Annotated in this window: 24 protein-coding genes; 12 read left to right on the top strand and 12 right to left on the bottom strand. The window is 44.9% G+C overall.

The window, feature by feature from the left end; all coding sequences use genetic code 11:
* Positions 1 to 13: 13 nt before the first annotated feature.
* Together treZ and HFV01_RS27485 are read right to left on the bottom strand one after the other, a co-directional pair.
* Entirely contained in the window at positions 14 to 1,834 is a 1,821-nt protein-coding gene (treZ, locus tag HFV01_RS27490; protein ID WP_193520600.1) for a malto-oligosyltrehalose trehalohydrolase, read from the bottom strand.
* Positions 1,835 to 1,856: 22 nt separating this feature from the next.
* Entirely contained in the window at positions 1,857 to 2,903 is a 1,047-nt protein-coding gene (locus tag HFV01_RS27485; RefSeq protein WP_006670049.1) for a DMT family transporter, read from the bottom strand.
* 364 nt (positions 2,904 to 3,267) lie between these two features.
* Between HFV01_RS27485 and sppA the strand changes: the two genes are divergently transcribed.
* Positions 3,268 to 4,089: a signal peptide peptidase SppA gene (gene sppA / locus HFV01_RS27480; RefSeq protein WP_006622428.1), complete on the top strand. Its 822-nt coding sequence runs from the start codon at positions 3,268 to 3,270 to the stop codon at positions 4,087 to 4,089.
* Positions 4,090 to 4,181: 92 nt separating this feature from the next.
* On the top strand, positions 4,182 to 4,568 hold the full coding sequence (gene aroH / locus HFV01_RS27475) for a chorismate mutase (RefSeq protein WP_006670050.1): 387 nt from the start codon (positions 4,182 to 4,184) through the stop codon (positions 4,566 to 4,568).
* A gap of 92 nt (positions 4,569 to 4,660) precedes the next feature.
* Here aroH and rsmG read toward each other — a convergent pair whose 3' ends face one another.
* Positions 4,661 to 5,416 carry a 16S rRNA (guanine(527)-N(7))-methyltransferase RsmG gene (rsmG, locus tag HFV01_RS27470; protein WP_046319039.1) on the bottom strand — a complete coding sequence of 252 codons (756 nt, stop codon included), beginning with the start codon at positions 5,414 to 5,416 and terminating at the stop codon, positions 4,661 to 4,663.
* A gap of 5 nt (positions 5,417 to 5,421) precedes the next feature.
* A complete protein-coding gene (locus HFV01_RS27465; protein ID WP_006617410.1) occupies positions 5,422 to 6,090 on the bottom strand; it encodes an ABC transporter ATP-binding protein in 669 nt (222 codons plus the stop codon).
* 137 nt (positions 6,091 to 6,227) lie between these two features.
* On the opposite strand from HFV01_RS27465, the gene HFV01_RS27460 reads away from it, so the two are divergent.
* The 6 genes from HFV01_RS27460 to HFV01_RS27435 all read left to right on the top strand — a co-directional run bounded on the left by HFV01_RS27460 (position 6,228) and on the right by HFV01_RS27435 (position 12,575).
* Complete coding sequence (locus tag HFV01_RS27460) at positions 6,228 to 7,226, top strand: Sll0314/Alr1548 family TPR repeat-containing protein (protein ID WP_006622425.1); 999 nt, start codon at positions 6,228 to 6,230, stop codon at positions 7,224 to 7,226.
* 136 nt (positions 7,227 to 7,362) lie between these two features.
* A complete protein-coding gene (locus HFV01_RS27455; RefSeq protein WP_174447170.1) occupies positions 7,363 to 7,821 on the top strand; it encodes a DUF3531 family protein in 459 nt (152 codons plus the stop codon).
* A gap of 33 nt (positions 7,822 to 7,854) precedes the next feature.
* Positions 7,855 to 8,283 (top strand): NUDIX hydrolase, encoded by a 429-nt coding sequence (locus HFV01_RS27450; protein WP_193520599.1) that lies wholly within the window; start codon positions 7,855 to 7,857, stop codon positions 8,281 to 8,283.
* Positions 8,284 to 8,314: 31 nt separating this feature from the next.
* A complete protein-coding gene (locus tag HFV01_RS27445; RefSeq protein WP_046319041.1) occupies positions 8,315 to 9,589 on the top strand; it encodes a hypothetical protein in 1,275 nt (424 codons plus the stop codon).
* 80 nt (positions 9,590 to 9,669) lie between these two features.
* Complete coding sequence (gene psb28 / locus HFV01_RS27440; RefSeq protein WP_006622421.1) at positions 9,670 to 10,020, top strand: photosystem II reaction center protein Psb28; 351 nt, start codon at positions 9,670 to 9,672, stop codon at positions 10,018 to 10,020.
* Between the two features lie 896 nt (positions 10,021 to 10,916).
* Complete coding sequence (locus HFV01_RS27435; RefSeq protein WP_006670054.1) at positions 10,917 to 12,575, top strand: alpha/beta hydrolase; 1,659 nt, start codon at positions 10,917 to 10,919, stop codon at positions 12,573 to 12,575.
* A gap of 1 nt (position 12,576) precedes the next feature.
* Here HFV01_RS27435 and HFV01_RS27430 read toward each other — a convergent pair whose 3' ends face one another.
* Both HFV01_RS27430 and HFV01_RS27425 read right to left on the bottom strand, forming a co-directional pair.
* A complete protein-coding gene (locus HFV01_RS27430) occupies positions 12,577 to 13,341 on the bottom strand; it encodes a peptidylprolyl isomerase (RefSeq protein WP_006622419.1) in 765 nt (254 codons plus the stop codon).
* A gap of 122 nt (positions 13,342 to 13,463) precedes the next feature.
* Entirely contained in the window at positions 13,464 to 14,261 is a 798-nt protein-coding gene (locus HFV01_RS27425; protein WP_006622418.1) for a TIGR00297 family protein, read from the bottom strand.
* Positions 14,262 to 14,461: 200 nt separating this feature from the next.
* Between HFV01_RS27425 and HFV01_RS27420 the strand changes: the two genes are divergently transcribed.
* The gene (locus tag HFV01_RS27420; RefSeq protein ID WP_193520598.1) at positions 14,462 to 15,589 is read left to right on the top strand and encodes an RNA-guided endonuclease InsQ/TnpB family protein; all 1,128 of its coding nucleotides are present in this window, start codon (positions 14,462 to 14,464) and stop codon (positions 15,587 to 15,589) included.
* Between the two features lie 37 nt (positions 15,590 to 15,626).
* Here the strand turns inward: HFV01_RS27420 and HFV01_RS27415 are convergent, their stop codons facing one another.
* Positions 15,627 to 16,229, bottom strand: a complete 603-nt coding sequence (locus tag HFV01_RS27415; RefSeq protein WP_006622416.1) for an esterase/lipase family protein — start codon at positions 16,227 to 16,229, stop codon at positions 15,627 to 15,629.
* 202 nt (positions 16,230 to 16,431) lie between these two features.
* On the opposite strand from HFV01_RS27415, the gene HFV01_RS27410 reads away from it, so the two are divergent.
* Positions 16,432 to 16,869 carry a hypothetical protein gene (locus tag HFV01_RS27410; protein WP_006622415.1) on the top strand — a complete coding sequence of 146 codons (438 nt, stop codon included), beginning with the start codon at positions 16,432 to 16,434 and terminating at the stop codon, positions 16,867 to 16,869.
* On the opposite strand, the gene HFV01_RS27405 is transcribed toward HFV01_RS27410, so the two are convergent.
* Positions 16,870 to 17,196 (bottom strand): hypothetical protein, encoded by a 327-nt coding sequence (locus HFV01_RS27405; RefSeq protein ID WP_006622414.1) that lies wholly within the window; start codon positions 17,194 to 17,196, stop codon positions 16,870 to 16,872.
* A gap of 551 nt (positions 17,197 to 17,747) precedes the next feature.
* On the opposite strand from HFV01_RS27405, the gene def reads away from it, so the two are divergent.
* Positions 17,748 to 18,311 (top strand): peptide deformylase, encoded by a 564-nt coding sequence (gene def / locus HFV01_RS27400; RefSeq protein WP_006670056.1) that lies wholly within the window; start codon positions 17,748 to 17,750, stop codon positions 18,309 to 18,311.
* 46 nt (positions 18,312 to 18,357) lie between these two features.
* Positions 18,358 to 18,558: a hypothetical protein gene (locus HFV01_RS27395; protein WP_006622411.1), complete on the top strand. Its 201-nt coding sequence runs from the start codon at positions 18,358 to 18,360 to the stop codon at positions 18,556 to 18,558.
* A gap of 53 nt (positions 18,559 to 18,611) precedes the next feature.
* Here the strand turns inward: HFV01_RS27395 and HFV01_RS27390 are convergent, their stop codons facing one another.
* The 4 genes from HFV01_RS27390 to HFV01_RS27375 form a co-directional block, all read right to left on the bottom strand.
* Entirely contained in the window at positions 18,612 to 18,995 is a 384-nt protein-coding gene (locus HFV01_RS27390) for a hypothetical protein (RefSeq protein WP_006622410.1), read from the bottom strand.
* A gap of 10 nt (positions 18,996 to 19,005) precedes the next feature.
* Complete coding sequence (gene ruvC, locus HFV01_RS27385; protein WP_006622409.1) at positions 19,006 to 19,524, bottom strand: crossover junction endodeoxyribonuclease RuvC; 519 nt, start codon at positions 19,522 to 19,524, stop codon at positions 19,006 to 19,008.
* Positions 19,525 to 19,569: 45 nt separating this feature from the next.
* Complete coding sequence (gene bchI, locus HFV01_RS27380; protein WP_006670057.1) at positions 19,570 to 20,727, bottom strand: magnesium chelatase ATPase subunit I; 1,158 nt, start codon at positions 20,725 to 20,727, stop codon at positions 19,570 to 19,572.
* 111 nt (positions 20,728 to 20,838) lie between these two features.
* Positions 20,839 to 23,400: an exonuclease domain-containing protein gene (locus tag HFV01_RS27375; protein ID WP_193520597.1), complete on the bottom strand. Its 2,562-nt coding sequence runs from the start codon at positions 23,398 to 23,400 to the stop codon at positions 20,839 to 20,841.
* Positions 23,401 to 23,502: the final 102 nt, after the last annotated feature.

Genomic DNA, 23,502 nt, shown 5'->3' with positions numbered 1-23,502 from the left:
ACTGAATGGATGTTTAACAGTTGTAGAGGATACAACTTTCGGGGTTTAGGGTAATTTCCTGGGAATTGTTAATGGTATCAGGAAGATGAGAACCTGGACCCATCCATATAGAATCAGAGGAATCTAACTTTTTGCGCCAAGTTTGACCAGAATTCTGGAAATGGTAGGTGACTGGTTGTGTATTAAAGTTCAATATACACAAAATTTGAGAGTTATCAGTCCACCGATGGGAAGATATTAGTTTTTGGGATTCGTCGCTGGTGACTTTTTGGCTTTGGCGATCGCCTTTTTTAATAGCGGGAATCTCATGGCGTAGGCTAATCAGTTTTTGATAGAAACCTAAGAGGGTTTTATGGTGTCCCTGGCTGCGTTTTTCCCAATGGAGAATAGATTGCTTAAAGGTCTCAATACTTTGGGCATCTGGGGGTTCTCCGACGGCGTGAAACTCCTCAAATTCCGATTTTCTCCCCTGGCGAACTGCCTCAATTAAATCGGGGTCACTGTGACTGATAAAATACAGAAATGGGGCGGTTTCTCCGTACTCTTCGCCCATAAATAACATAGGAATATAGGGAGATAACAATACCGTGGCGGCGGCTAATTTTAGGGCTTCCAAGGATGCCAGTTGAGACAACCTTTCTCCTAACATCCGGTTGCCAATTTGGTCATGATTTTGACAGCATACCACAAATTGAGAGGGAGGGCGCGAGCCTGCATAACTACCATGATAGCGATCGCGATTAGGGGAATAATCCCAGGAGTAGACAAAACTCTCGGATAGGGCTTTAGCCAAATCGGCACATTTGCCAAAATCCTTATAATACCCGGTCAAATCTCCGGTAATTAAGGTTCTCAAAGCATGGTGAAAATCATCACTCCATTGGGCATCAATCCCATAACCTCCCAGGTTTTTGGGGTTAATAATTCTCACGTCATTTAAATCACTTTCAGCGATTAGGTAAAACTGGCGACCCTGTGCCTCAGATAGTGCGGCTACCCGGTCGGACATTTCCTCTAAAATATGTTTAGCGCCAAAGTCATAAATAGCATGAATTGCATCTAATCGCAGCGCGTCAATATGATAATCGCGGAACCAATAGAGAACATTCTCTAAGACGAAATTCCGCACCCCCGGACTACCCGCATCATCATAGTTAATGGCACTTCCCCAGGGTGTTTGATATTTAGAAGTAAAATAAGGTCCGAAATCACGGGTATAATTACCCTCCGGTCCGAAGTGGTTATATACCACATCCAAAACCACAGCCATTCCCTGTTTATGACAGGCATTAACGAGAGCTTTTAATCCTTCTGGTCCCCCATAGGAAGTCTGAACACCGTAGGGATAAACGCCATCATAACCCCAGTTCCGACTACCAGGAAACTGGGAAACCGGCATTAATTCAATGGCGGTAATTCCTAACTCTAATAATTCGGGAATGCGGGAAATAACAGCTTGAAAAGTACCCTCTGGGGTAAAAGTGCCAACGTGCAATTCATAGATAATTAAATCAGCCAGCGGGACTCCTGACCAGTTGCTATCTTCCCAATGAAAGCCATGATGATCAACTACCTGAGAGGGTCCGTGTACATCTTCTGGTTGCGACTGAGAGGCGGGGTCAGGTCGAATGGTATCGCCATCAAGTTGATAACGATAGCGAGTCCCTGGTGGTACATCAGAAACGGTCACCCGCCAGTATCCCTGAGAATCCTTAGTCATGGGAACTAGCCGAGGTGATGGTGTCTCGATTTGCAGATTGACAGTTTCTCGAAGGGGGGACCAGACGACAAATTCACAGCGATCGCCTCCTAGATAGTTGGCACCTACTTTCATAGTCTTAGCTCGCAGTTCAGGTTTACAATTTAGGTTCGGACTCCGGGATTTTTACGGGTAGGGATACCTCCATAGGTTGAGTAGTTTCTGAGGGGATAGACTCAGCAGCAGAGTGACCAAATTTGAACTTATCAGCCAAGATATCTCTCTGATTGACCAGATAGATACTGACCAAGGTTAATCCCACCCCCATTGACTGTAAAGGAGTGAGTACCTCTCCCAAAAACAGATTACCAAATAGCAGGGCAAAAATAGGGGTTAGGAAAGTGAGGGAACTGAGGCTAGTTAGGGAACCACTAGAAGCGAAATAAAAGAATAAGCCATAAGCGATCGCACTACCAAAAATAGTCGAATAAGCGATCGCCATCCAACCGCCGCCATCAATATTAACCCATTGGTCAGCTTCCCAGCCACCAGACAACATAAATAGAGGCAAACCGCCAATAATCATGTGCCAACCCGTCCCCACCACCGGGTCACAGTGGCGACACACTCCCCGGACTAAAACCGTCCCCACCGCCATTGACAAAGCGGCCAATAGCATCAACCATTCCCCACTTTCTAATATTGGCGAGGTGACCATTTGTTCTGCTGGTAGTAAGTTAAACCACCCCAAAATCAACTGATCCGGTAAACCGATGGCACTAATACCAATCACCCCAATGACCAACCCTAACCATCCCCAAAAGCGGATGCTTTCATTAAACAGCCACAGACAGAGAATGGCTACCGCCAGAGGTTGGGTGTCAATCATCACCGAACCCAAACCCGCATTAGTTCTCACCAGTCCCTCAGCCAGGAATCCTTGAAATAAAGCGCCATCGACCAAAGCAAATAAGCCAATCCATAACCAGGCTTTCCAGGTTTTAGGTTGAGGTCTTCCTTGGATTAAGCAAAATAACAGAACCAACACCCCCGCCGGAACCAATCTCATCCCCGCCATAAATAGGGGTGTAGTGTGGGGAATTACCCCTTTCATGGCTACCATTGCCGTACCCCACAGGAAAAATGGCGCGATCAGCAATAATGGTTTCAAGGGTAAATCCGTGTTGGTCTGCTTTGTTAGCATTGGCAAGTTTTCTCCCAGGAATCTTTGAAGTTTGCACTCACCCGATTTCGTTGGGGGTGAGTTGTGCTATTTATAGCAGTAGACACAAGATGAAACCTAGATGGTGGCCTTTTGATGTCCGGTGTTCCCGATTCCCTGTCCGCTGCTATATGTAGTTTTGTTAAGTTACTGTTTCTATGATAGGGGTTAACTGCCAAAAAGTCTACTTTAGCTGAGAACATCGGCTAAGACAGCCCCCCGTGGGATTATACTTAAATAAGGTGGCTGTACTCCTCGATATATACGAGGTGTTTAGCTTTAGCCCATTTTAGCTGTTTGCTGGTCTCGGCGATACCCGTCCCATTTGATTAAGCCCCAAAAGTTCATGATTTGGCCATTTAAGTCTCGTTTTCGTAAACAAATTGCTCGCATCGAAATTAGTGGTGCTATTGCTGGTGATACCCGCAAGCGGGTTTTAGAGGCACTGAAAACCGTTGAAGAACGGAAATTTCCCGCGCTACTGCTGAGGATTGATAGTCCTGGCGGCACAGTTGGCGACTCCCAGGAAATTTATAGCGCCCTTAAATCTTTAAGAAAAAAAGTCAAAATTGTGGCTAGTTTTGGTAATATTTCTGCCTCTGGTGGTGTTTATATTGGCATGGGGGCTGAACATATTATGGCTAATCCTGGCACTATTACAGGCAGTATTGGTGTAATTTTGCGGGGAAATAACTTAGAAAGACTACTGGAAAAAGTTGGCGTTTCTTTTAAGGTCATAAAATCAGGACCTTATAAGGATATTTTAGCTTTTGACCGGGAATTAACGGAACCAGAACAGCAAATTCTTCAAGAATTGATTGATACGAGTTATCAACAGTTTGTCAGCACTGTGGCTGAGTCTCGAAATTTGGAAATTGAGGCGGTGCGATCTTTTGCTGATGGGCGCATTTTTACGGGAGAACAAGCCCTACAGTTGGGGGTGATCGATCGCTTGGGGAGTGAAGAAGATGCGCGTCGATGGACAGCGGAAATGGTCAATCTTGACCCGGATAAAACTGAATGCTGTACCCTGGAAAAGCCGAAATCTTTATTAAATCGGGTTCTCAGTAATAATCTGGCGGCGACTAACAGGATCTCGGATGCCCGAAATTGGGTAGAATTTGAGTTGTCTACCAGTGGTTTACCCCTGTGGCTGTATCGACCTTAAACATTCCCACGCAGGGGGTTAAGCAATCACAGGCGAGGTGGTGTTTGACCACCCGTTAACCTATACTACTAAGCATCATAGGAGGATTTGGCGTGGAGTGGCAAGTTCGAGCGATTCGTGGCGCGACGACAGTTAGGGAAAATTCCATTGACGCAATTCGCGAAGCGGTGACGGAACTACTGGATGAATTGGAAACTCGCAACCAGTTAGATCCAGAACAGATTATCAGTACGACTTTTTCTGTGACTCGCGATTTGGATGCGATTTTTCCGGCGGCGATCGCCAGAGAACGTCCCCACTGGCAAAATGTTCCCCTGTTGGATGTCCAGCAAATGTATGTCAAGGGTAGCCTAGAACGCTGTATTCGCGTACTCGTTCATGTCAATTTTCCCAGCCACAAAACTCAAGTACATCATCCCTATTTACGAGGTGCAAAAAACCTCCGCCCTGACTGGAGTTTAACATCCTTAAATCATTAATCAAATCATGCCCCAGCCAGGGGAAATGGTGCGTCAGTTGTTGATCACCGGGTTGTCATGACGATTTCCTGGCTTTGACGCACCCTACCATCCTACGAGTTGGAGGATAGAGACCCTAGGGGTTTTTGGGTGGGAATACCAACAGGACGGGGAAAGCGATCGGGTGTGGGTTTAATTTTCCGTAAATAGACGCAGTGGCGGACACTTTCGGTTACAGGAGTGACAAAGGATTCCACGGAGTCTAGTTTACCGCCCAAGGGAGCGATCGCATTTTGTAGCTCCTGCTGTTCTGGGGGGGTCCATTGACCGCGATATAGTACCGCCACGCCGCCAATTTTGAGTAGGGGTAAACTATATTCAGCCGCCACGGTAGCAGCAGCGACAGCGCGTAAGACGACCAGATCATAACTTTGGCGATGGTCGGACTGTTGAGCGATCGCTTCTACCCGTCCCAAATAGGGGATAGCATTTTCCAGACCCAGACGAGGGATGAGAGTTTGTAAAAAAGCAATTTTCTTACCGGTACTATCAAGCAATGTAACTTCGGCTGTGGGAATAGCGATCGCGATCGGAACACCAGGAAAACCCGCGCCAGTACCAATATCAATCACCCGCAAAGGCAATTTATCCCCGGACAACCAGGGTACGACCCCCCGCAAAGAATCCCATAAATGCTTTTCCCAAAACCCCACCGGATCAGTAATGCGGGTTAAATTAAGCCGTTGATTACCCGCCAAAATCTGCTCATAGAGTATATTAAAAATTTCCAGTTGGCGATCGCTAGGTATCCAACCCAGAGTTTCCCAACCTTCCGACTGAATTTCCCCCAAACCCAATTCCTCCAACACTATCGTTACACCACAGCCGGATCAACATTTTTCAGCAAAGTCTGCGGATCAGCAGGTTGCAAATTGCCATGATCAAGTCGCCAACAACAATCTGCAATTTCCAACAGATCCCCCGCATCATGGGTAACAACCAATAAAGTCCAGTGAGATTTTAACTTGTCCAGCAAAGCCACCAACTGCCGCCGCATTGACCAATCTAAACCCGCTGTCGGCTCATCTAACATCAATAAATGAGGTTGTCTGATTAATTGTACCGCTAAGGCTAACCGTCGCTGCTGTCCGCCACTGAGGGAATGGGGAGCCTTTTCTAAAGATAGACTCTCTAACCCCACTTCCCCCAAAGCATTTTGCATCATATCGAGTCTGATTTCTGGGTGTCCCAGTCGCAACTCTTCCAAAATCGAACCACCGCAGAAATGTCGCTCCGGGAACTGAAACACTAAACCCGCGAGTTGTGGTAGTTGTTCAGAAGTTAACTCCTGTTCACGCCAGCGAATATCCCCTTTCGTTTTTTGAGCCAGACCCGCTAAAATTTCTAGTAATGTACTTTTACCAGAACCGCTACGGCCCACAATCAAGCCTAACTGTTGCGGAGGCAGTTCTAAATTAATATTATTCAGAATGGGAGCATTGCAGGCGGCCGGATGATAAAGCAAATTTCTGATATATAGCATTTGGAGGAATTCTAAATGTTACTCAAACCTATCAATCCTGGCACCAACTAGGTGCAGATGATAGCATGACTCGATTAACCTAGGGGCTGAATTTTGGCAAAACTCCAGCCCATTAGCATTTTCAAGGAAAGATCCCTATGATTAGCTTATCAAATCTTATAAAATCCATTCACTCCAAAACTATCACCCTGTTTGGTATTACCCCTATTGCGATCGCTCTGTTATCTTTAACTGCTACTGCGGCTGACCCCTTCCGCACTAATAATCCTAGGGTTATGGGTGAACAAACCGAAGCCGCCTTTCGGGCTATGTTTGAGCGAGGACACTATGTTGAGGCGCAAAAGTACCTCAAACAGGCTGAACAGCTTGGTACTAACGAACCAATGGTTTTTGCTCTCCAAGCCTCTCTAGCTTATCAGGCTCAAGACTGGGATGCTATGAAACGCTACGCCGACCGAACTCTGCAAACTGCTCAATCTCTTATGGTTTCTGACCCTCTACGGGGAAATCTCTATATGGCGGTGGGTCATTTTTTACAGGGTGCTTATATTGTCCAAACTCAAGGAACTATTAAGGGGGCTCCCCAGGCTTTAAATAAGCTGCAAACTGTGCTACGATTGATGAATGCCGCCGAACAAATTGATCCTCAAGACCCAGAGCTAAATTTGCTCAAGGGATATATGGATTTATTTCTCGGTTTAAATTTGCCTTTTTCTGACCCCATGGCTGCTGTAGAGCGCCTGGAACGTTACGCAGGTCCTCGTTATCTCGCCCTTTGGGGAATTGCGATCGCCTATCGCGATCTTGACCAATTAGACCGGGCTTTAACTATTGTTAACCAAGCCTTAGAAGAAGTGCCTTTTCATCCAGAATTGTTCTATCTCAAGGCTCAGATTCTCGCCTCTCTCGGTAGGCAGAAAAATGACCCTCAGCTATTGAATGCTGCTTACCAGAGCTTTAGTGTAGCATTATCACAACCTGATCAACTTCCTAGGCTGACTGTCGCTCAGATTTTTTATGAGCAGTGCAAAACACTTAATAATATTGACAGCTTAGACCGCCCTTGTCATCCCCTACGCAATACCATCAGAGATTATAATAGTTTATGGGGACCTACTCAGTTACCGCCTTTATAACAGCCTGATCAACCCCCCCCCACTAAATCTATCTGCCTTTCCCCATAAGTCGCGGTTATTTTAGGTAATATCATGGCAGACTGGGGGTAAATATGCCTTAATCATGACCAAAAATAGAGAGGTTTCATCTGGTATCATGGATGTAAAGTTTAGAGAGTTTAATCAATTTGATGTCTGGATTTGGTTAAGGTTTAGCACCATTCCTTCCATGATAGAAAGACAGTATATTGAGGAGGTTTTTAATTCCTGGTTTTTGTTGGGAAAATTGGGGGGATTTAATGCGGAAAAATTGCAGGTGCAAGAAGTGGGGGTTGACCTCAATTATATGACTTATGAGAATGACAGAAATCATGATGCTATGATGGCACTCATGCACAATATGGGGGAAGTAGAATATGAGGGATTGTGGGCGCGTTGTTGGTTTGATTTGGGAACCAGTGATGCTTTGGCTTTGGATGTTTTGATTAATTCTTTGGAACAACTCAGCGAAGATTATGTCACGATAGAAGAGTTAATTATTGGGGGACAAAATCAAGATTGGCCGGTCTCAACGAATCGCCATGATCCTGATTTTGCTAACGATGGTATCTCTTGAATGCTGCCGATAAAATCTAATTAACTCAGAATCATGGCTAAACCGAAAATTAGGGTAATTGCATTAGGATTAATTGAGGATAACGATCGCATTTTGGTGTCTCAGGGATACGACCAGGAAAAACAAATAACCTTTTATCGTGCTTTAGGAGGAGGTTTAGATTTTGGCGAACATAGTCGAGATGCACTCCGACGAGAATTTCTCGAAGAACTCAACGCGGAAATTACTGATATAGAATACCTAGATTGCCTGGAAAGCATTTTCGTTTATAATGGTAGTCAGGGACATGAAATTATCCAACTGTATCGATGTAAATTTGCTGATCGCCAATTTTACCAACAGGAACAAATCCCATTTAAGGAAGGCGATCGCCAAAAATTAGCCCTCTGGGTTCCCGTGGAGAGATTTAAGTCAGGAGAAGCTCAACTTGTTCCTGAAGGCTTTATCAAATTCCTGGGATAGTCCTGTCCTTATACTCAATCGGTGATCAATCATGTCACATCAACAACACCATCAACATCAACATCAACATCAACATCACGACCACAACCATGATGTTGAAAAACAAGTTAACCCGATTATTGCCAAACTCAAGGCGATCGCCCAGCCGAGGGTGTGGGGACCCATTGGTGTGATTTCCCTAGTGAGTATATTTGTATGGGAAGTTTCAGAAAATCCCGAACTCTATCGGATTGACTGGGAACCGGAAACCTCCGAAAGCGGACTATCTCCGGAAGAATTGGCGATCGCTGCCGAAATTGACAGTTCAGGCTTACTACTCGAAGAGTTACGCCGAAACAACCCGGAGGATGTTAGCCTATTTAACAATCCTATCCAAGGCGGAGAAGACGTATTCGAGGAAGTTCGCCGCCGTAACTCTCGGTCCGATCAAAATACCCAAACCCAGAGTTCCCGAAATTTGCGATCGAGTGAAGCAACAACCACCCTACCTGAACCATTCCCCGAAACCACAGCCACCAGTCCCTTTAATGCTACCAGCCAGGCTCTGCAAAATGCCCAAAATACCCAAAATAATAGACCTGCATCCTTTGGTTTATTAGGGTGGGGAACCCCAGCTAACCAGGAGGACAATCAAGAAACCCTAACTAACTCCCCCTTAGCACCCACCCCACTACAGGCGGCGATGGGTCAGTCTTTCTCATCATCAACAAGTGAATCCGAAGGCGAAACCCAAACCCAAACTCAAGGGATGTTCAACCCTCTGATAGTCACTGGAAGCAGCAATAGTCAGGTGGCTACCCCATCATCGACAAATGGGGATAATAACACCGCCTCTGGTATTCCTCTACCCGCATACGCACCCCCAGTTCAAATTCCCGAAGCCAGTTGGGTGGTTCCCAGAACCGTAGCCCCCATTGATGGAACTAATGCAGCCACTGTTGATGTAGCCCCCAACCAATATCAAACTAACCGTTCCCTACCTCAGCCCTTATCTGGAACCCAGCCAGGTGGTTTACCACCAGCACCCGTGCTACCTCCCAACCGCGCTAACCCCCACGGACAATATAACTACACCGGAACTAATCCTTTTGGGCGCAATCAGCAGCCTCAGACGGACAATTCTGGTGGTTTTCCCAACTTTCAGCCCGCCACCCCCAATCCCAATAACTATGTGGTCGGTCCCACCAATTTAAACCCAAATAATCAAAATCAAGTGATCCAGCAACAGGCTCCCTTTACTTCTCCTCGCAGCACTCCCGGTCGCGTGATTGGCGGTGGTAGAATCAACAGTTTCTCTAACCCCTAGAAGTTAAGTTTTATGAGGTTTTGAGTGTTTCTACTTAATTCCGAGTTAAACTTTGGCTAAACTCTATGGAGCAATAGGTTGTGTCTACATCTATCCAGTTTATCGATGGACTTGACGAGGAACTGGGTGGGGTTAGCCTCCGCAAACGCCGAGACAGCAACACCAAGATTGTCGTTTTAGTCTTTAAACAACTCAAGGCGATCGAAAAACTCAGGGCTTATCGCAAACAAATTAGCCATTTATGGCTCCGGGATGAAGAAGGAGAAATCCGCGTAAGTCCCACAGGTGTTAAGTTCTTCTATGTGGGAGATGATGAACTCTCGAAAGCAGAATGTACTTTTGAGGTTGATTCTGAGGATATTTTTGGGCGGGTGATGAGATTTTTGCATCGCTACGCTGATGACCATGGCTTTGAGTATAGTGCCAATTGATTCTTGATACTCCCCGCCCTTTCCGAGGACGGGGCTTGCATATCACAAAATTGGGTTTTTGTCAATAGGGGGGAAAATGGCGCTGCGATTTTCTCGGAAAACTCGTGCATCGGGAATTTTCAATTTTGCTGAGATACAGCTTGTTCACCAGTCGCTTAATACATTGCCCTCACCCTAAATCCCTCTCCCAGAAAGGGAGAGGGACTTTGTAATACATTGCCCTCACCCTACACCTCTCTCCCAGAAAGGGAGAGGGACTTTGTAATACATTGCCCTCACCCTACACCTCTCTCCCAGAAAGGGAGAGGGACTTTGTAATACATTGCCCTCACCCTAAATCCCTCTCCCAGAAAGGGAGAGGGACTTTGTAATACATTGCCCTCACCCTAAATCCCTCTCCCAGAAAGGGAGAGGGACTTTGTAATACATTGCCCTCACCCTACACCTCTCTCCCAGAAAGGGAGAGGGACTTTGTAATACATTGCCCTCACCCTACACCTCTCTCCCAGAAAGGGAGAGGGACTTTGTAATACATTGCCCTCACCCTAAATCCCTCTCCCAGAAAGGGAGAGGGACTTTGTAATACATTGCCCTCACCCTACACCTCTCTCCCAGAAAGGGAGAGGGACTTTGAGAGGTGATCAGATGATTTCTGAACAGGCTGTAATATTCTGGATTATGATAGAATCAGGGTTGTAGGCTTTATTTTCGGATAAGGACACAATAAGCCCTTGGTAACGATTTATTGGAGGATACCACAACCCCCATAATCTCGTCAACTATTTGCGAGGCATTATCAATAAAAATGTATCAATTCTTAACAATACTTTAAAATTTAAATCGATTCGGGTTGATATATTAGCGAAAGTTATTAGATTATGGATTAATTGGAATTTATGGCTGTGGCTGGTAAATGGTTTTCGTCTGTATGGCAAATATTTGGGGTGGGTTTATCTTCTGCAATTTTGAGTGCGATCGCATCAGTAAGCCCCGCTCACAGCGCGGAGGAGATGATCATATCCTATGGTATAGCAAACACCTCAATTTCCATAGCTGAACTGGAAAAATTTGTCGAGTCTGGGGAGAGTACACCGCTTTTATTTGTGTATGGTTATTTACTGAATATCGAAGACCCGGAAGGATTAAGAAGAGGTTTAAAATCCCCTTTTGAAGCGAGTCCTTGGAGTATAGATCGGTTTTTAAATTCGCCAACAGGAGAAACCATTTTGCGGCGCATGGGTAGAGTGGTGAATACTGGAGACGGCGAAAATGGTTATATGGCTCTAAAAACAGCGATCGCTCAAGCCTCTAAACGTCCAGAAGGTCTAACGATTATGGGTATTCTCCAGGAGTTTCCTGACCCTCAAATTCGCATTGATTTAGATTTTAGTATCGATTTGATCAACGAAACAACTCAGGTGTTATTTAGAGATCAGACAATTATCGAGCAAATCTCACAGCAGAGGTCGGCGGAAAATAGTGCTAACCGGAGACCGCAACAAAGATTCACCATTCCTAACCCCCGGACTATGGGACCCTATAGCTGGACAGAAGCAGAGGTAGTATTTTTCAATCCTAATCGCGATCGCCCTTCGCCACTGTTTTTATACTTACCGGAAAATATAGACAGACCCGCCCCCCTAATTATTATTTCCCACGGGTTAGGGTCAGACCCAAAAACCTTTAGCTATTTAGCCGAACATCTCGCCTCCCATGGTTTTGCGGTAGCCATTCCCGAACATATCGCCACCAGTGCTAATCGTTTTGAAGGATTTTTACAAGGTTTCGAGGAACCTCCCAACCCTTCAGAATTTGCCGCGCGCCCCACAGATATTAGTTATTTACTAGACTTACTGGAACAAAAATCAGCTTCTGACCCATTTTGGCGAGAAAGGCTAGATTTGCAAAATGTTGGCGTAGTTGGTCAATCTTTTGGGGGGTATACGGTGTTAGCCTTAGCGGGAGCGAAATTGAACCCCCAGATACTGAGCCAGTATTGTCCTGATCTTCCCAATCGGCGCATTACCCTCAATTTATCAATTATCCTCCAATGTCGAGCTTTGGAAGTGGCTTTAGAACGTCAGAACTTTCGGGACCCTAGAATTAAAGCAGCGATCGCTATTAATCCCTTTAGCAGCTTAGTTTTTGGTGAAAGGGGAATGGCTGCTATTAATATCCCAGTGGCGATCGTATCAGGAACCAATGATTATATTACCCCAGCCATTGCAGAACAAATTGAGCCTTTCACCTGGTTAACCAACTCTGACAACATCCTAGTGTTATTTGAGGGAGGGACTCACTTCTCCTTTTTACAAGAAGAGGGGGGACAATTACCCATCCCCCCAGAAATTATTGGTCCTGACCCCAACTTCGCTTATCCCTATTTAAAAGCACTCAGCCTGACGTTTTTTAACCTACATATTCGCCGAGAGTTAGATAACCGCAATTACTTAAATGACGCTTATCTAAATACTATAGGTTCCAGCCTGTTTCAGATGACCATTTTGGAGGAGTTGACTCCTGAACAACTGCAAAGGGCTTTCCCACAGCCCTAAATTAATCACCAATTTGCATTTTCACAGTCAGGGTTTTGAGTTGTTCATTCATCCAGCGATCGAACAATTCATCCTGCAACTGTTTTTTAATGCCTTTGGTTTCCAAAGTCACGTCGATAAATTCTTCAATTCTGAACAAACACCAGCGCCCTTCGACTTCAAAAGGTCCGATAATTTGACCCACCTTAGCCCCTTCAATGGTAGATTTTAAGGTATCTGGTAATGTGGCTTTACTTACGGCTCCCATCATGCCATTAACCCGGCGTTCTGTGGTGAGAGAATATTCCCGCGCTAAGGCTTCAAAACTTCCTTCTCCCGAGGCAATTTTGCTTTTTAAACTTTCAGCCATTTCATAGTCATCAACCACAATTCGTGACAGGACTACGGAATCTAAAAACGGTTTGCGTTCTTGGAAATATTCCTCCAAATTCTCTTTAACTACTGCGAGTTTGAGAGTTTCTCGTTTAAACCCATTAGAAACCTGGTCATGAAAACTTTTATAGGTCAAGCGGTTTTCATCGAGCCAAGTTTGGAAGGCTTGGGGGTCGCTGAGATTACGTTCCAGGCGGAAATTAATCACGGCTTGCTCAATGGCGGCTGCATTGGAGTTAACTTCATCCCGAGATTGCAGTTCTTTATCAATTACATATTGCCTGAGAATATTAGCCAGAAAATCCTGCAACTTGCCGGAATTTTGGAGATATTGTAATGATTGACTCAGGGTAAGAGAGTCGTTATCATTAATGGTCAAAAATGGTTGAGACATAGGTAAAAGTAATTTGAACGTGGTTGTTAATCTAACTGGAGTATACACCCCAGATGAGGTCTACCCCTAATATAGCAATGATCTGGGATTTGGGTATGCTAATACTGAGCTAATCTGGGGGTTTAAAAGTGAATCGGGAGTTGAAAATAGACAACTGCTAACACGATAGCAACGATCGCCCCGATTAGGGTATTGATAAAATTGACGACTTCATTGGTGAGCCACCCCACCTGATTTTGCCAAGTGGCTCCGATCAGGCTTTCTAGGTTAGTAGCGACAAACGCTGCTATTATACACCATAACAGCCCCATGGCATCAATTAAACCCACTGACCAGCCCACCATAGCCATGGCTAGGGATGCTACCACACCAGCCACAGTTCCTTCTAGGCTGATAGCGCCCTCTGTACCGCGCGGCACTGGCTGCATGGTAGTAATTAAGAAAGTTCGTTTTCCATAGGCTTTACCGACCTCTGAGGCACAGGTATCAGAGAGTTTAGTGCTGAAACTGGCAACATATCCCAACATCAGTAAAGGTGTGGCGATCGCAGTTATGGGACTATCAACCATCAGCCCCCTTAACCCCCAAATTCCCAAAGCACAAAGCGCCGCAGTTAAGGCAGATCCCCAGACATTTTCCGGTCCCCTAGCACCCGATCGCTTTTCGGCTATACCCGCCGCCTCTTTTTCAGCCATCCCAATGCGGGTCACTGCTGATCCGATCACGAAATAAAACCCCACCACCATATATCCGGGTCCTTGGAGACTTACCCAGACTAACACGCCTAAAATCCAAGCGTGTACAATACCAGAGGGGGTTAAGAGTTTTTTGGGTAGTAGGGCGACAATTCCCAATAGTAGGGTATTAATAGCGATCGCTGCTACCGCTGGATTCGATAATAATGATAGCTGTGGATACATAAGATTTTAAATCACTTTGCCTTGTTGGAATTTTAGAGCCAGAATTTAATCCAAGATTTGCTTGACATCTTAGGACAATAACGTACAATACCCCAAAAGATTCACAACTCAATAATGAGTATACGGTCAAACCCCAGACCATGCCAAATTTCCCTGACGACATACTCATCAAGTCGGATTCTTCATGGTAAAATCAAATCATGGCTTACAAAGCTTTCCGGACAAAACTAAAACTCAATGACCGTCATCGCACCTTGATGGCCAAACACGCGGGGTATGCTCGATTTGTGTTCAATTGGGGATTACACTTATGGATGTCAGCTTATGAAGAGGGACTCAAGCCTAACGTCAACTCCATCAAAAAGGTTTTTACTCATTATGTGAAACCTCAATATCCTTGGATGTCCGAATTGTCTTCTAGAGTTTATCAATATGCCTTCATTAATCTAGGGGATGCCTTTAAGCGCTTCTTCAAAGGAATAAGCAGTTATCCTAAATTTAAGAAGAAAGGCCACCATGATAGCTTTACCCTTGACAATGGCGGCCAACCATTCAATCTGTCAGGAACTCGCCATAAGCTGCCTTTTGTGGGCTGGGTTTCTACATTTGAGGCTCTACCACCCAGTCTAGTTAAGAAAGTCACTATAACGCGCCAAGCAGGTGACTGGTATATTAGCTTTTTCGTAGAAATCACACCAGAAATCACACCTAAATATCGAGAGAGAATCGGGGTAGACCTAGGAATTAACAATTGGGCGACTTGCTCCGATGGGACCCAATTCTCTAATCCCAAGGCTTATAAAGCAGCCACCAAAAAACTAGCTCGATTACAACGTCATTTAAGTCGCAAAGTCAAAGGCTCGAAAAATTGGGCCAAATGTCTCTTAAAAGTTCAAAAGCTACATCAAAGAGTAGCAAACATTCGGCGGGACACGATTCATAAAATAACTACTTTCTTGGCTAAGAACCACAGCCAAGTAGTCATTGAAGATTTGAATGTGTCAGGTATGCTGAAAAATCATGGTTTGGCGGGTTCTATCGCTGATGCTTCATTTTATGAGTTCCGTCGTCAACTAGGTTACAAGGCAGAACGTTATGGTTCAAAGTTGATTATTGCCGATAGATTTTATCCATCCAGTCAACTGTGTTCTAATTGCGGTTATCGTCAAAAAATGCCCCTAGTCCGTCGGACTTTTGAATGTCCAAACTGTGGCTTGAAGATTGATAGAGATTTGAACGCCAGTATAAATTTAGAAAAATCGCCTGGTTCCGACGATTACACTTGTGGACGGGGTGCTGCCGACAGTCCCGGACGAAGCAAGAAATAAACATCAATATCCGGCTATGTCCGGTTTTGTTTAAGTTTTATAGAGCAGCAGTTCTCAAAGCCTTCTCCACTGCTGCGATACAATTGGCATCTTTAACCATCCAAGCGTGTAGTGGCACATCAAGGATAATTTCCTCGCCCAAATTTAGGTGTGAACTGTTCGCCGGAACAATCATCAGATCAAATCTAGTCCAGATTGAGGTAAAATTGAGGCGATCGAGCATTCCTATATTGTTATTCAAATCTAACAGTAGGGGGCTGTTGGCGCGCATTTGCGCCGCCGCTTGGGTTGGATAGAGGTTAGCTGTCATCGTTCCGTTATGGGGGGACGAAATGGTAATTAATCTTTGGACTCGTTCAATTCCCCCTAGCTTCTGTACATAGTAGCGACTGACAATTCCCCCCATACTAAAACCTACCAGGTCAAAGGGTTGATTGGGGGCAAAGTTTTGATCAGCATATTCGACAATTTGCTCTGCTAGGCATTCTATGCCACTTAATCCGTAATTGGGACACAGGTTGAAGCTATGAACCTCCCAGCCTTTTTGTCTCAGATGCCTAGACATCACTTGGAAAATGGCGATCGTGTCGAAAATACCATGAATCAGTAAAACCGGATTAAGGGCTTGATTGTTCTTCATGTGGAAATTATGAGAATTTGTGAATAAGTGTAAACAATTATCTCAATTTTGCCTCTTATTGTCACAAATTACCCTCACTTGATGGGATTTTTGTAAAATTTTGTAAACAATTGTGGACAAACCTTGCAGATAATTTTAATCTGAAATTTAACTTGTTAGGCAATGAGTGTCAATTTTATAAAAACTGAACGGAGTAGGTTTAATGTTAGCCATTGGTAAACTGTTTGGGCGTGGTCAAAAATCTGATTATTTTTTAGAGTTTGATGAGGCTAAGGGAACCACCGCAGAACCGAGTCCAACTGTCGCCCCCAAAGCTGAAGCCCCCAAAGTAGAAGCCCCCAAAGCTGAAGCCCCCAAAGCTGAAGCCCCCAAAGCTGACAAGCCAGAAAAAACGAAGAAATCTGTAGCGAAGAAATCCCCAGAAGCAGCAAAAGCGGATGTACCTGCCACCCCAGCCCCGGCTGCTGTGGCTAAGGTAGCCCCATCGTCTGCGCCCCTAAATGGTGGTATGAACAAAACCCCGGAGGGTATGACATTTGCTACAGACTACTTACTTCCCAAGTCCACAGCGACCCGTCGTCGTCCCGGTCCCAACATGAATATGTTTAGGGATATGGCGCGTCAGATGTCCTCGAAATAATTAGTATCGATCGCAATTGACATTAGCAATAATCGTGTCATAGGACAAAAGCTGGAAATTGATCGAACCTTGGTCTGTCTTAACTGATATCAAGTTTTTGGGAATGTTGAGGGTAACTTGGTGATAACCCCAAACCCTCATCTGCTTGATCACCTCGCCAGCTTTACAACCAATAAACCGTTTAAGTTCTTGGCTACTAGGGACGTAGTTAAGGGAGTTTTGCTGCTTATGTTCAACGGGTGATGGGTTGTTGGGGTATGCACAGGTGGGGCTGTTGATTAGATCGCTTTTTTGTCTTAGGTGAGCAAAATAGGTGAGAGATGCCATGTCTTAATCTCCTGAGAATGAGTTGAGGAAGATTTTTAGCTTATTACCTAGGATGGAGAATTACAGAGATGCAGTCAATGGGGACTCCAGCCAGAATCTGAATTGTCTACTCTCTAGGTCAAGCTGTGAAAGTTCACCCACGAGGCTAAAAACAGGAGGAGGTACACTGTGAAACCCCCTAGCAAATGGTGGAGCAAGAATATCCCCCCTGTTTTGAGGATATCTAGTTACCGAATATCACCCGGTCAGGTGATGTCAAAATAGTCGGGAACTGATACATTAACAACTGAGATGCTACGAATAGGTGAGTTATCCATCAGCCGCAAGCTGGTGGATTTTTTGATCCAGAGTCAATTATCGCCATAAAAGACTTAAACGTAAACCGATTTGGCTCAAATACAGGAAAACTTAGCAAAAATTTAATTATTGGGGGTGATTGAGAATCTTAGCCAGGATACTGAGATCCAATATGTAGCGATCGCTCTCCCAAACCCCGATTGCGATCTAAAATCAAATATGAATAAGTGTTAACGAAAGCGAGTAAGGATTTCATGACGTCTCAAGTTCTGGTGGAAAAGCAAAAGTTAGAAAAACCCCCCCTGGATATTCACTATTTGGGCGATCGCGTTTTGCGACAGCCAGCCAAACGGGTTTCGCGCATTGACGATGAAATTCGGCAACTGGTGCGGGAGATGTTACAAACCATGTATAGTGCCGATGGTATTGGTTTAGCCGCTCCCCAAGTAGGGGTACACAAACAGGTAATCGTGATTGACTGCGAACCTGATAATGCAGCGACTCCCCCCCTAGTGTTGATTAACCCCACCATCAAAAAGTCAAGCCGCGAGTTATCACCTTTCCAGGAAGGATGTTTAAGTATTCCAGGGGTTTATATGGATGTAGTCCGCCCAGAAGAGGTAGAAGTTACCTTTAAGGATGAAAACGGCCGTCCTCGGAGCATATTGGCTACGGAGTTACTTTGTCGAGCCATTCAACATGAAATCGATCACCTACAGGGGGTGTTATTTGTCGATCGCGTTGACAATCAATTAGCCCTGAATGAGGAATTGGCTAAATATAAGTTTTCTCCGAAAGCAGTCAAGCCGGTTAAATAGCACGATTACACTCAACAAGTTAAATAATGTGGGGTCAAAACTGATCATGGTTGGAACGCCAAAAAGTGGTTTATTATTAGCCGGATCGTGTATTACAGCGATCGCCGCCGTTGGTTCAATTTTTGAACTTTCCTCTGGGGAACCGGAATTAGGGGGATTAATCACAGGGGTGATTCTAGCCTTGAGTATACCCCTATCAGTGCTACTATTTTGGGCAGCGGTTCAAGATGCCCGCGCCAATCAGTAGACCAACACGCCCAAAGACCGTAGGGTTAAGGCTCTACGGTCAGTATTTATCAGTTAAATTTTTTTGTATTTTAAAGGCTCACAAAATTGTTCAACCCCAGTTTTTAACACATAAATAACCACGGGAGTGACCAGTAGTGGCGGGCATTGATTTTGGTAAATTAAATGAGCGACTATCGGGGCTATATTGGACTGTAATAAATCCTCTTGATAGCTAGGTTCACAGATAGTAACTCGGTGGCGCTTGGCTAAACCATCAAGCCAATTTTCCGATGTAGTGGGAGATTGACCGACATTAATCGCCATAGAAATCGCGGCATCTTCGATATCACCCTCGCAGTCTTCAATCATATCTAAGGCTTGTAATGCCGAGGAATATTCAGCCAATTGGGAACGAAATTGAGCAATTTCTTGAGAAGTCAGAATGAGATTAGACATAGATTATCAATCAGCTTAAAATTGAATCGGAAACCCGATCATGATCAAACCAAGTCGCCAAAGCGATCGCCAAAGCATCCGCCGCATCATCCGGTTGAGGTATCGCCTGTAAGTTTAACTCCCTGGCTACTGCCTCTTGCACCTGATATTTCTTAGCATTACCATATCCGGTTAATGCCTGTTTAATCTGAGCCGGGGTAAACTCAAATATAGGAAGGTGTCGTTGAGCCAAAACCAACAGCAAAACCCCCCTAGCTTGAGCAACTGCGATCGTATTTCCCATGCGGTAAAAAAACAATTTTTCGACACCGACAAGATCCGGTTGCCATTGTTCGAGTAGGGTATGGAGGTCAGCATAAATAGTTTGTAGGCGATCGCCCAGGGGTTGATTAGCCTCAGTTTGAATCGCCCCAAAGTCCATCACCGAGAACAAAGACCCTCCCCTAGCTTCTTCGCAAGTGTGACATTCAATAATCCCAAACCCCAAAGTTGCTAGACCGGGGTCCAACCCCATAATCCGAACCACCATAACCCGATACGGTAACACAGGCAAAGTTGCCTGTGATGTTGTTAACTAATTTTGATCCGGTTCGGGTAATCCAAACACTTGGCGAAACACCTTCTGGACTTTGTTTCCAGAATCAATAGACTCCAATGGATCTTTCCGCAGTCGGTGGCGCAGACACAAAGTAATCACCCGACCAATATGGTCAACAGTGACCTCTGTAGCCCCTTCAAACGCAGCTAAAGCCTTCGCCGCCCTGTTAGTGACAATATCTCCCCGCAGTCCATCTACATCTAATTCTGAGCAGACCTGAGAGATTTTCACCCGCAGATCATAATCAATATTAATCCCCGATAGTCTCTCTTGGGCTTCTACTATGCGCCGTTGTAGTTCTTCCTGGGATAGTTGATACTCTCCTAAGAACTCCGGCGGGTTTTGGTCAAAGGCTGTCCGCTGTTCCACAATTTTGACTCGCAGACTAGGTTCTTTCACCGTGCGAATTTCCGCGTGCATTCCAAAACGGTCTAATAATTGGGGTCGCAATTCCCCTTCTTCTGGGTTTCCTGAACCCACCAGGACAAAACGCGCCGGGTGGCGGATAGAAATGCCTTCTCTTTCCACCGTATTCCAACCACTGGCGGCGGAGTCTAGTAGGACATCGACTAGGTGATCGTCGAGAAGGTTTACCTCGTCAACGTAGAGGATACCCCTATTGGCTTTGGCTAATAGTCCCGGTTCAAAGGCTTTTACCCCTTCAGCCAACGCTTTTTCAATGTCAATGGTTCCACAAACCCGATCTTCTGTCGCCCCTAGGGGTAGGTCGATCATTTGTACCTTGCGACGGGTCACCGGGATGGCTTCGGATAAACTCATGCGTTCTCGGACCCCATCACTCATCAGTTCAGGATCGCTGGGGTGACTGTTAAAGGGGTCGTCGGCTATGACCTCTATTTCTGGTAGCAGGTCAGCTAGGGCGCGAATGGTGGTCGATTTACCTGTACCTCGATCGCCCATAATCATTACGCCGCCGATCTTGGGGTCAATCACGTTCAGCAGCAGGGCTAATTTCATTTCTTCTTGACCAACGATCGCCGTAAAGGGAAAAACGGCGCGACGGCTGGTTTGGGATATTTTGGCTGTATCAGTTGTGACGGCTGTTGGACTCACAATTGTTTCTCTAGTTTCCGGTATACCGTTTTCTATTGTCTCATATTGGGGCGATCGCATAGCGTGCTAATTCAGACCCCTTGCTGTTTGTCATTGATACCCACCCCCCGCCGCGCCACTGGTCCGACCATTTTTTCAGGAAGTGGGGCGATCGCTTCCCCCATTCTACCATTAACTCAGGCACTTAATCAACCAATAATCTGGCAGTTTCATCGACAAAAAATCAACTATATCTTCCAGAGTTATCCCTACAGCAAACTCGCGATTTTCCCAATCAATAATCGCTTGATATATACACTCAAAACAAATGCGATCGCTCCTATCCATAATCACATATTCCCCATGGTTAACCGCATCAAGTATCTGAATTTCTCGCAGACCAACATCTCCCCTTATCGGCGGTTCCACAGCATCCCGCATTAACCGAAACCGCATTTTTTTATGAGCAAGAGCCAATCGATTAAAATTTTTAATTCTCCCAGTAAACGCACTCCCTGAACCATGCAAAAATGCCAGCACATAAGTTTGTTGACCTGTTTTAATACACAAATGCTCTGGTATTTTTCGCTGTCCAAATGACAGTTGTTCAACCTTCAGCGGATATCGGTTATTAAATGCCGAAACAATCGCCATTAGTTTACCCACATCATCCGTATCACTAATAACGCGAGGTTTATCATAGTCCTTTTCCCATTGGTTTAACAGGTTCTGCCAATATTCATCTAATTGCAAATCGACCAATTTTTCCGATTCCGCATCAGCTTTTATGGCAATTTCCGGCTCTATAGGTCGCCCTTCCGTCGCCTTTTCCTGTCTCTCTTCTTCAGGCAAATCCTCCAAATCTAATTCCAGTTCCTCCGTTTCCGGTAGTTGCTGTTCCGGGGGAGATAGAGTCAGATTATCGAACGTTTTAATCACCTCTTGTACCGCTTGATAAAGTCCTTGTAATTGCTGTTTAAACTGCACCGCCTCCACTGTGATAGCCTTCCGGGGTGCAATAATTGGCGGTAGGGGAACACCCTGCACCTTATGGCGGAAGTAGTCAGAAGCACGTTTGATAACTGCGCGAATTGAGGGTTGATTGACAATTTCTGTGAGTTCCTTTTTCGTAAACAGCACTTCAATATCAACCGTAGCGTGGGGGGAATTAGTTTCAATTTTCAGTTGACAGAGAGTTTTGAGTAATTGATGCAGTTGTGCTTTAGATGGTCTTCCCAATGTCACCACAGACTGAGAAACACGGTCTATCACTGAACCATCAAATTGTTCTTGAAAACGCTCCCAACGGTCAGGAAAGAAATTCAGAATAATTAAGCTATTCGGAACGTGGGTTAAAATTTCCTTCACCGTCGAACCGAAACTTTCTAAGGTTGATTGGTGACGTGCTTCAAATAGGGACTCCAGTTGGTCAAAAATTAAAATCAGCGGTTCATCTAATAGGGACAGTTGACCTAGGGTTTTGATAGCTTCTAGGGCAAATTCTTCCCGGTTAAAATCTTCCCCCCAGGGTTTTAATCCCACCTGGTTTAATTCTTCCGAGAAGTCAGCATCTCCATTCCCAGATAACCAATAGCGCACTAGGTTTTTTCGGTTAACTTCCGTATACCTACAGAACCGTATAATCCCTATTAAGACTTGGGAACTGTAGTCCGTGGAGAGTCCATATTTAGCCCGCCACCACCCTAAAATTTTATTTTCTATCGCATCCCAATTTTTGCGATAGCGGTCTGTTCCCGGTTGTCCTACCCGTTCATATAGCGATAGGTTATCATCCTGTAGTTTAGCGATCATTAGTCTACCTTTTTCGCTATTTACCCAGTCAGTTTGGCTCAGGATATTGACAAAACTTTTCGCAAAAAACTGTTCGAGTTGCGTCAGCTTCTTCTGGGTAATTTCTTCCGAAAATGATTCTAGGATTCTCGTATATGTATGGTAGTTCACCGCCTCAGCATTAGTCGGGTGGCGGATAAAAAATAGGCGGTTTGTCTTCAGGACTTGTTGAGCCAGTCGCATCATTAAATGGGTTTTACCAGAACCCGGTCCTCCCAAAACTATGGCTCCTTGGCTTTGATGGTTGGGGGATTCTTTGATTTCATGAATTACGGCTTTCAGTGTGTCAAATTGATGGCTGTAAATATCAGCATAGTCCGGGTGATATTCAAAGGGTGTATTAACTCGGATACTGCTGAAAGGATTAGGGGTATTCTGGTATAGTTGGGCAATATTTTCAGACATATTCGGTGATTTTAATGGGTTTAAATAACGATAAAGTTTGTAAGTAAATTGTGCATCATAACTAGCACGGTGAGCATAGCGATCATCAAAGCGATCGCCATTTAATCGCAGGTCTAAGGTTTTACATAAATAACTTAATCCATAGTCGGGAAGGTTTGGTAACTGCTGTTTGGCTAACTTACAGGTACAGATAAATTGATAATTAGGATAGGGAATTGCTACTTGTTCAAAACTGCGCTCTAATATCCTTTGATCATGTTCAGCATGATGGCAGATTATTACTTGATTATGGCACAGATTATCGACTTGTTTAACTATATCTAGCAGTGTCGCAATGTTCAGCCTAAATGTCGGTTCTGGATGGTTTTTGGCAACAAATGCTTGATAGCAAATTGCTCCCTGATTATCCACCAGCGCCACTTCGGTTAAGCTGTTTTTTCCTTCCGTATCTAATACAATAAACGAACTTGTATTTAGGTGGTAGTTATCCCTGATCATGTAAAGTATGGATCATTAGATTTTGGTTTAACCTATTTCTCCCGGTCTCTGATTTTTCGCCAAGGGTTAATTATATGCCTTCACTGGCATTGTCAGCACTCA

The organism is Limnospira fusiformis SAG 85.79, from assembly GCF_012516315.1.
In the GTDB taxonomy this organism is placed as follows: domain Bacteria; phylum Cyanobacteriota; class Cyanobacteriia; order Cyanobacteriales; family Microcoleaceae; genus Limnospira; species Limnospira fusiformis.
This window is presented reverse-complemented; position numbering and strand designations above follow the sequence as displayed.

Bases quoted from the DNA above. Each gene is read 5' to 3' on its own strand.
- HFV01_RS27415 (WP_006622416.1), bottom strand. From the start codon at position 16,229: ATGAAGAACAATCAAGCCCTTAATCCGGTTTTACTGATTCATGGTATT.
- HFV01_RS27395 (WP_006622411.1), top strand. From the start codon at position 18,358: ATGGTTGGAACGCCAAAAAGTGGTTTATTATTAGCCGGATCGTGTATT.
- HFV01_RS27410 (WP_006622415.1), top strand. From the start codon at position 16,432: ATGTTAGCCATTGGTAAACTGTTTGGGCGTGGTCAAAAATCTGATTAT.
- HFV01_RS27430 (WP_006622419.1), bottom strand. From the start codon at position 13,341: ATGTCTCAACCATTTTTGACCATTAATGATAACGACTCTCTTACCCTG.
- HFV01_RS27450 (WP_193520599.1), top strand. From the start codon at position 7,855: ATGGCTAAACCGAAAATTAGGGTAATTGCATTAGGATTAATTGAGGAT.
- HFV01_RS27420 (WP_193520598.1), top strand. From the start codon at position 14,462: ATGGCTTACAAAGCTTTCCGGACAAAACTAAAACTCAATGACCGTCAT.
- HFV01_RS27425 (WP_006622418.1), bottom strand. From the start codon at position 14,261: ATGTATCCACAGCTATCATTATTATCGAATCCAGCGGTAGCAGCGATC.
- HFV01_RS27465 (WP_006617410.1), bottom strand. From the start codon at position 6,090: ATGCTATATATCAGAAATTTGCTTTATCATCCGGCCGCCTGCAATGCT.
- treZ (WP_193520600.1), bottom strand. From the start codon at position 1,834: ATGAAAGTAGGTGCCAACTATCTAGGAGGCGATCGCTGTGAATTTGTC.
- ruvC (WP_006622409.1), bottom strand. From the start codon at position 19,524: ATGGTGGTTCGGATTATGGGGTTGGACCCCGGTCTAGCAACTTTGGGG.
- HFV01_RS27460 (WP_006622425.1), top strand. From the start codon at position 6,228: ATGATTAGCTTATCAAATCTTATAAAATCCATTCACTCCAAAACTATC.
- HFV01_RS27390 (WP_006622410.1), bottom strand. From the start codon at position 18,995: ATGTCTAATCTCATTCTGACTTCTCAAGAAATTGCTCAATTTCGTTCC.
- HFV01_RS27485 (WP_006670049.1), bottom strand. From the start codon at position 2,903: ATGCTAACAAAGCAGACCAACACGGATTTACCCTTGAAACCATTATTG.
- HFV01_RS27375 (WP_193520597.1), bottom strand. From the start codon at position 23,400: ATGATCAGGGATAACTACCACCTAAATACAAGTTCGTTTATTGTATTA.
- HFV01_RS27435 (WP_006670054.1), top strand. From the start codon at position 10,917: ATGGCTGTGGCTGGTAAATGGTTTTCGTCTGTATGGCAAATATTTGGG.
- def (WP_006670056.1), top strand. From the start codon at position 17,748: ATGACGTCTCAAGTTCTGGTGGAAAAGCAAAAGTTAGAAAAACCCCCC.
- HFV01_RS27405 (WP_006622414.1), bottom strand. From the start codon at position 17,196: ATGGCATCTCTCACCTATTTTGCTCACCTAAGACAAAAAAGCGATCTA.
- HFV01_RS27455 (WP_174447170.1), top strand. From the start codon at position 7,363: ATGGATGTAAAGTTTAGAGAGTTTAATCAATTTGATGTCTGGATTTGG.
- bchI (WP_006670057.1), bottom strand. From the start codon at position 20,727: ATGCGATCGCCCCAATATGAGACAATAGAAAACGGTATACCGGAAACT.
- HFV01_RS27445 (WP_046319041.1), top strand. From the start codon at position 8,315: ATGTCACATCAACAACACCATCAACATCAACATCAACATCAACATCAC.
- sppA (WP_006622428.1), top strand. From the start codon at position 3,268: ATGATTTGGCCATTTAAGTCTCGTTTTCGTAAACAAATTGCTCGCATC.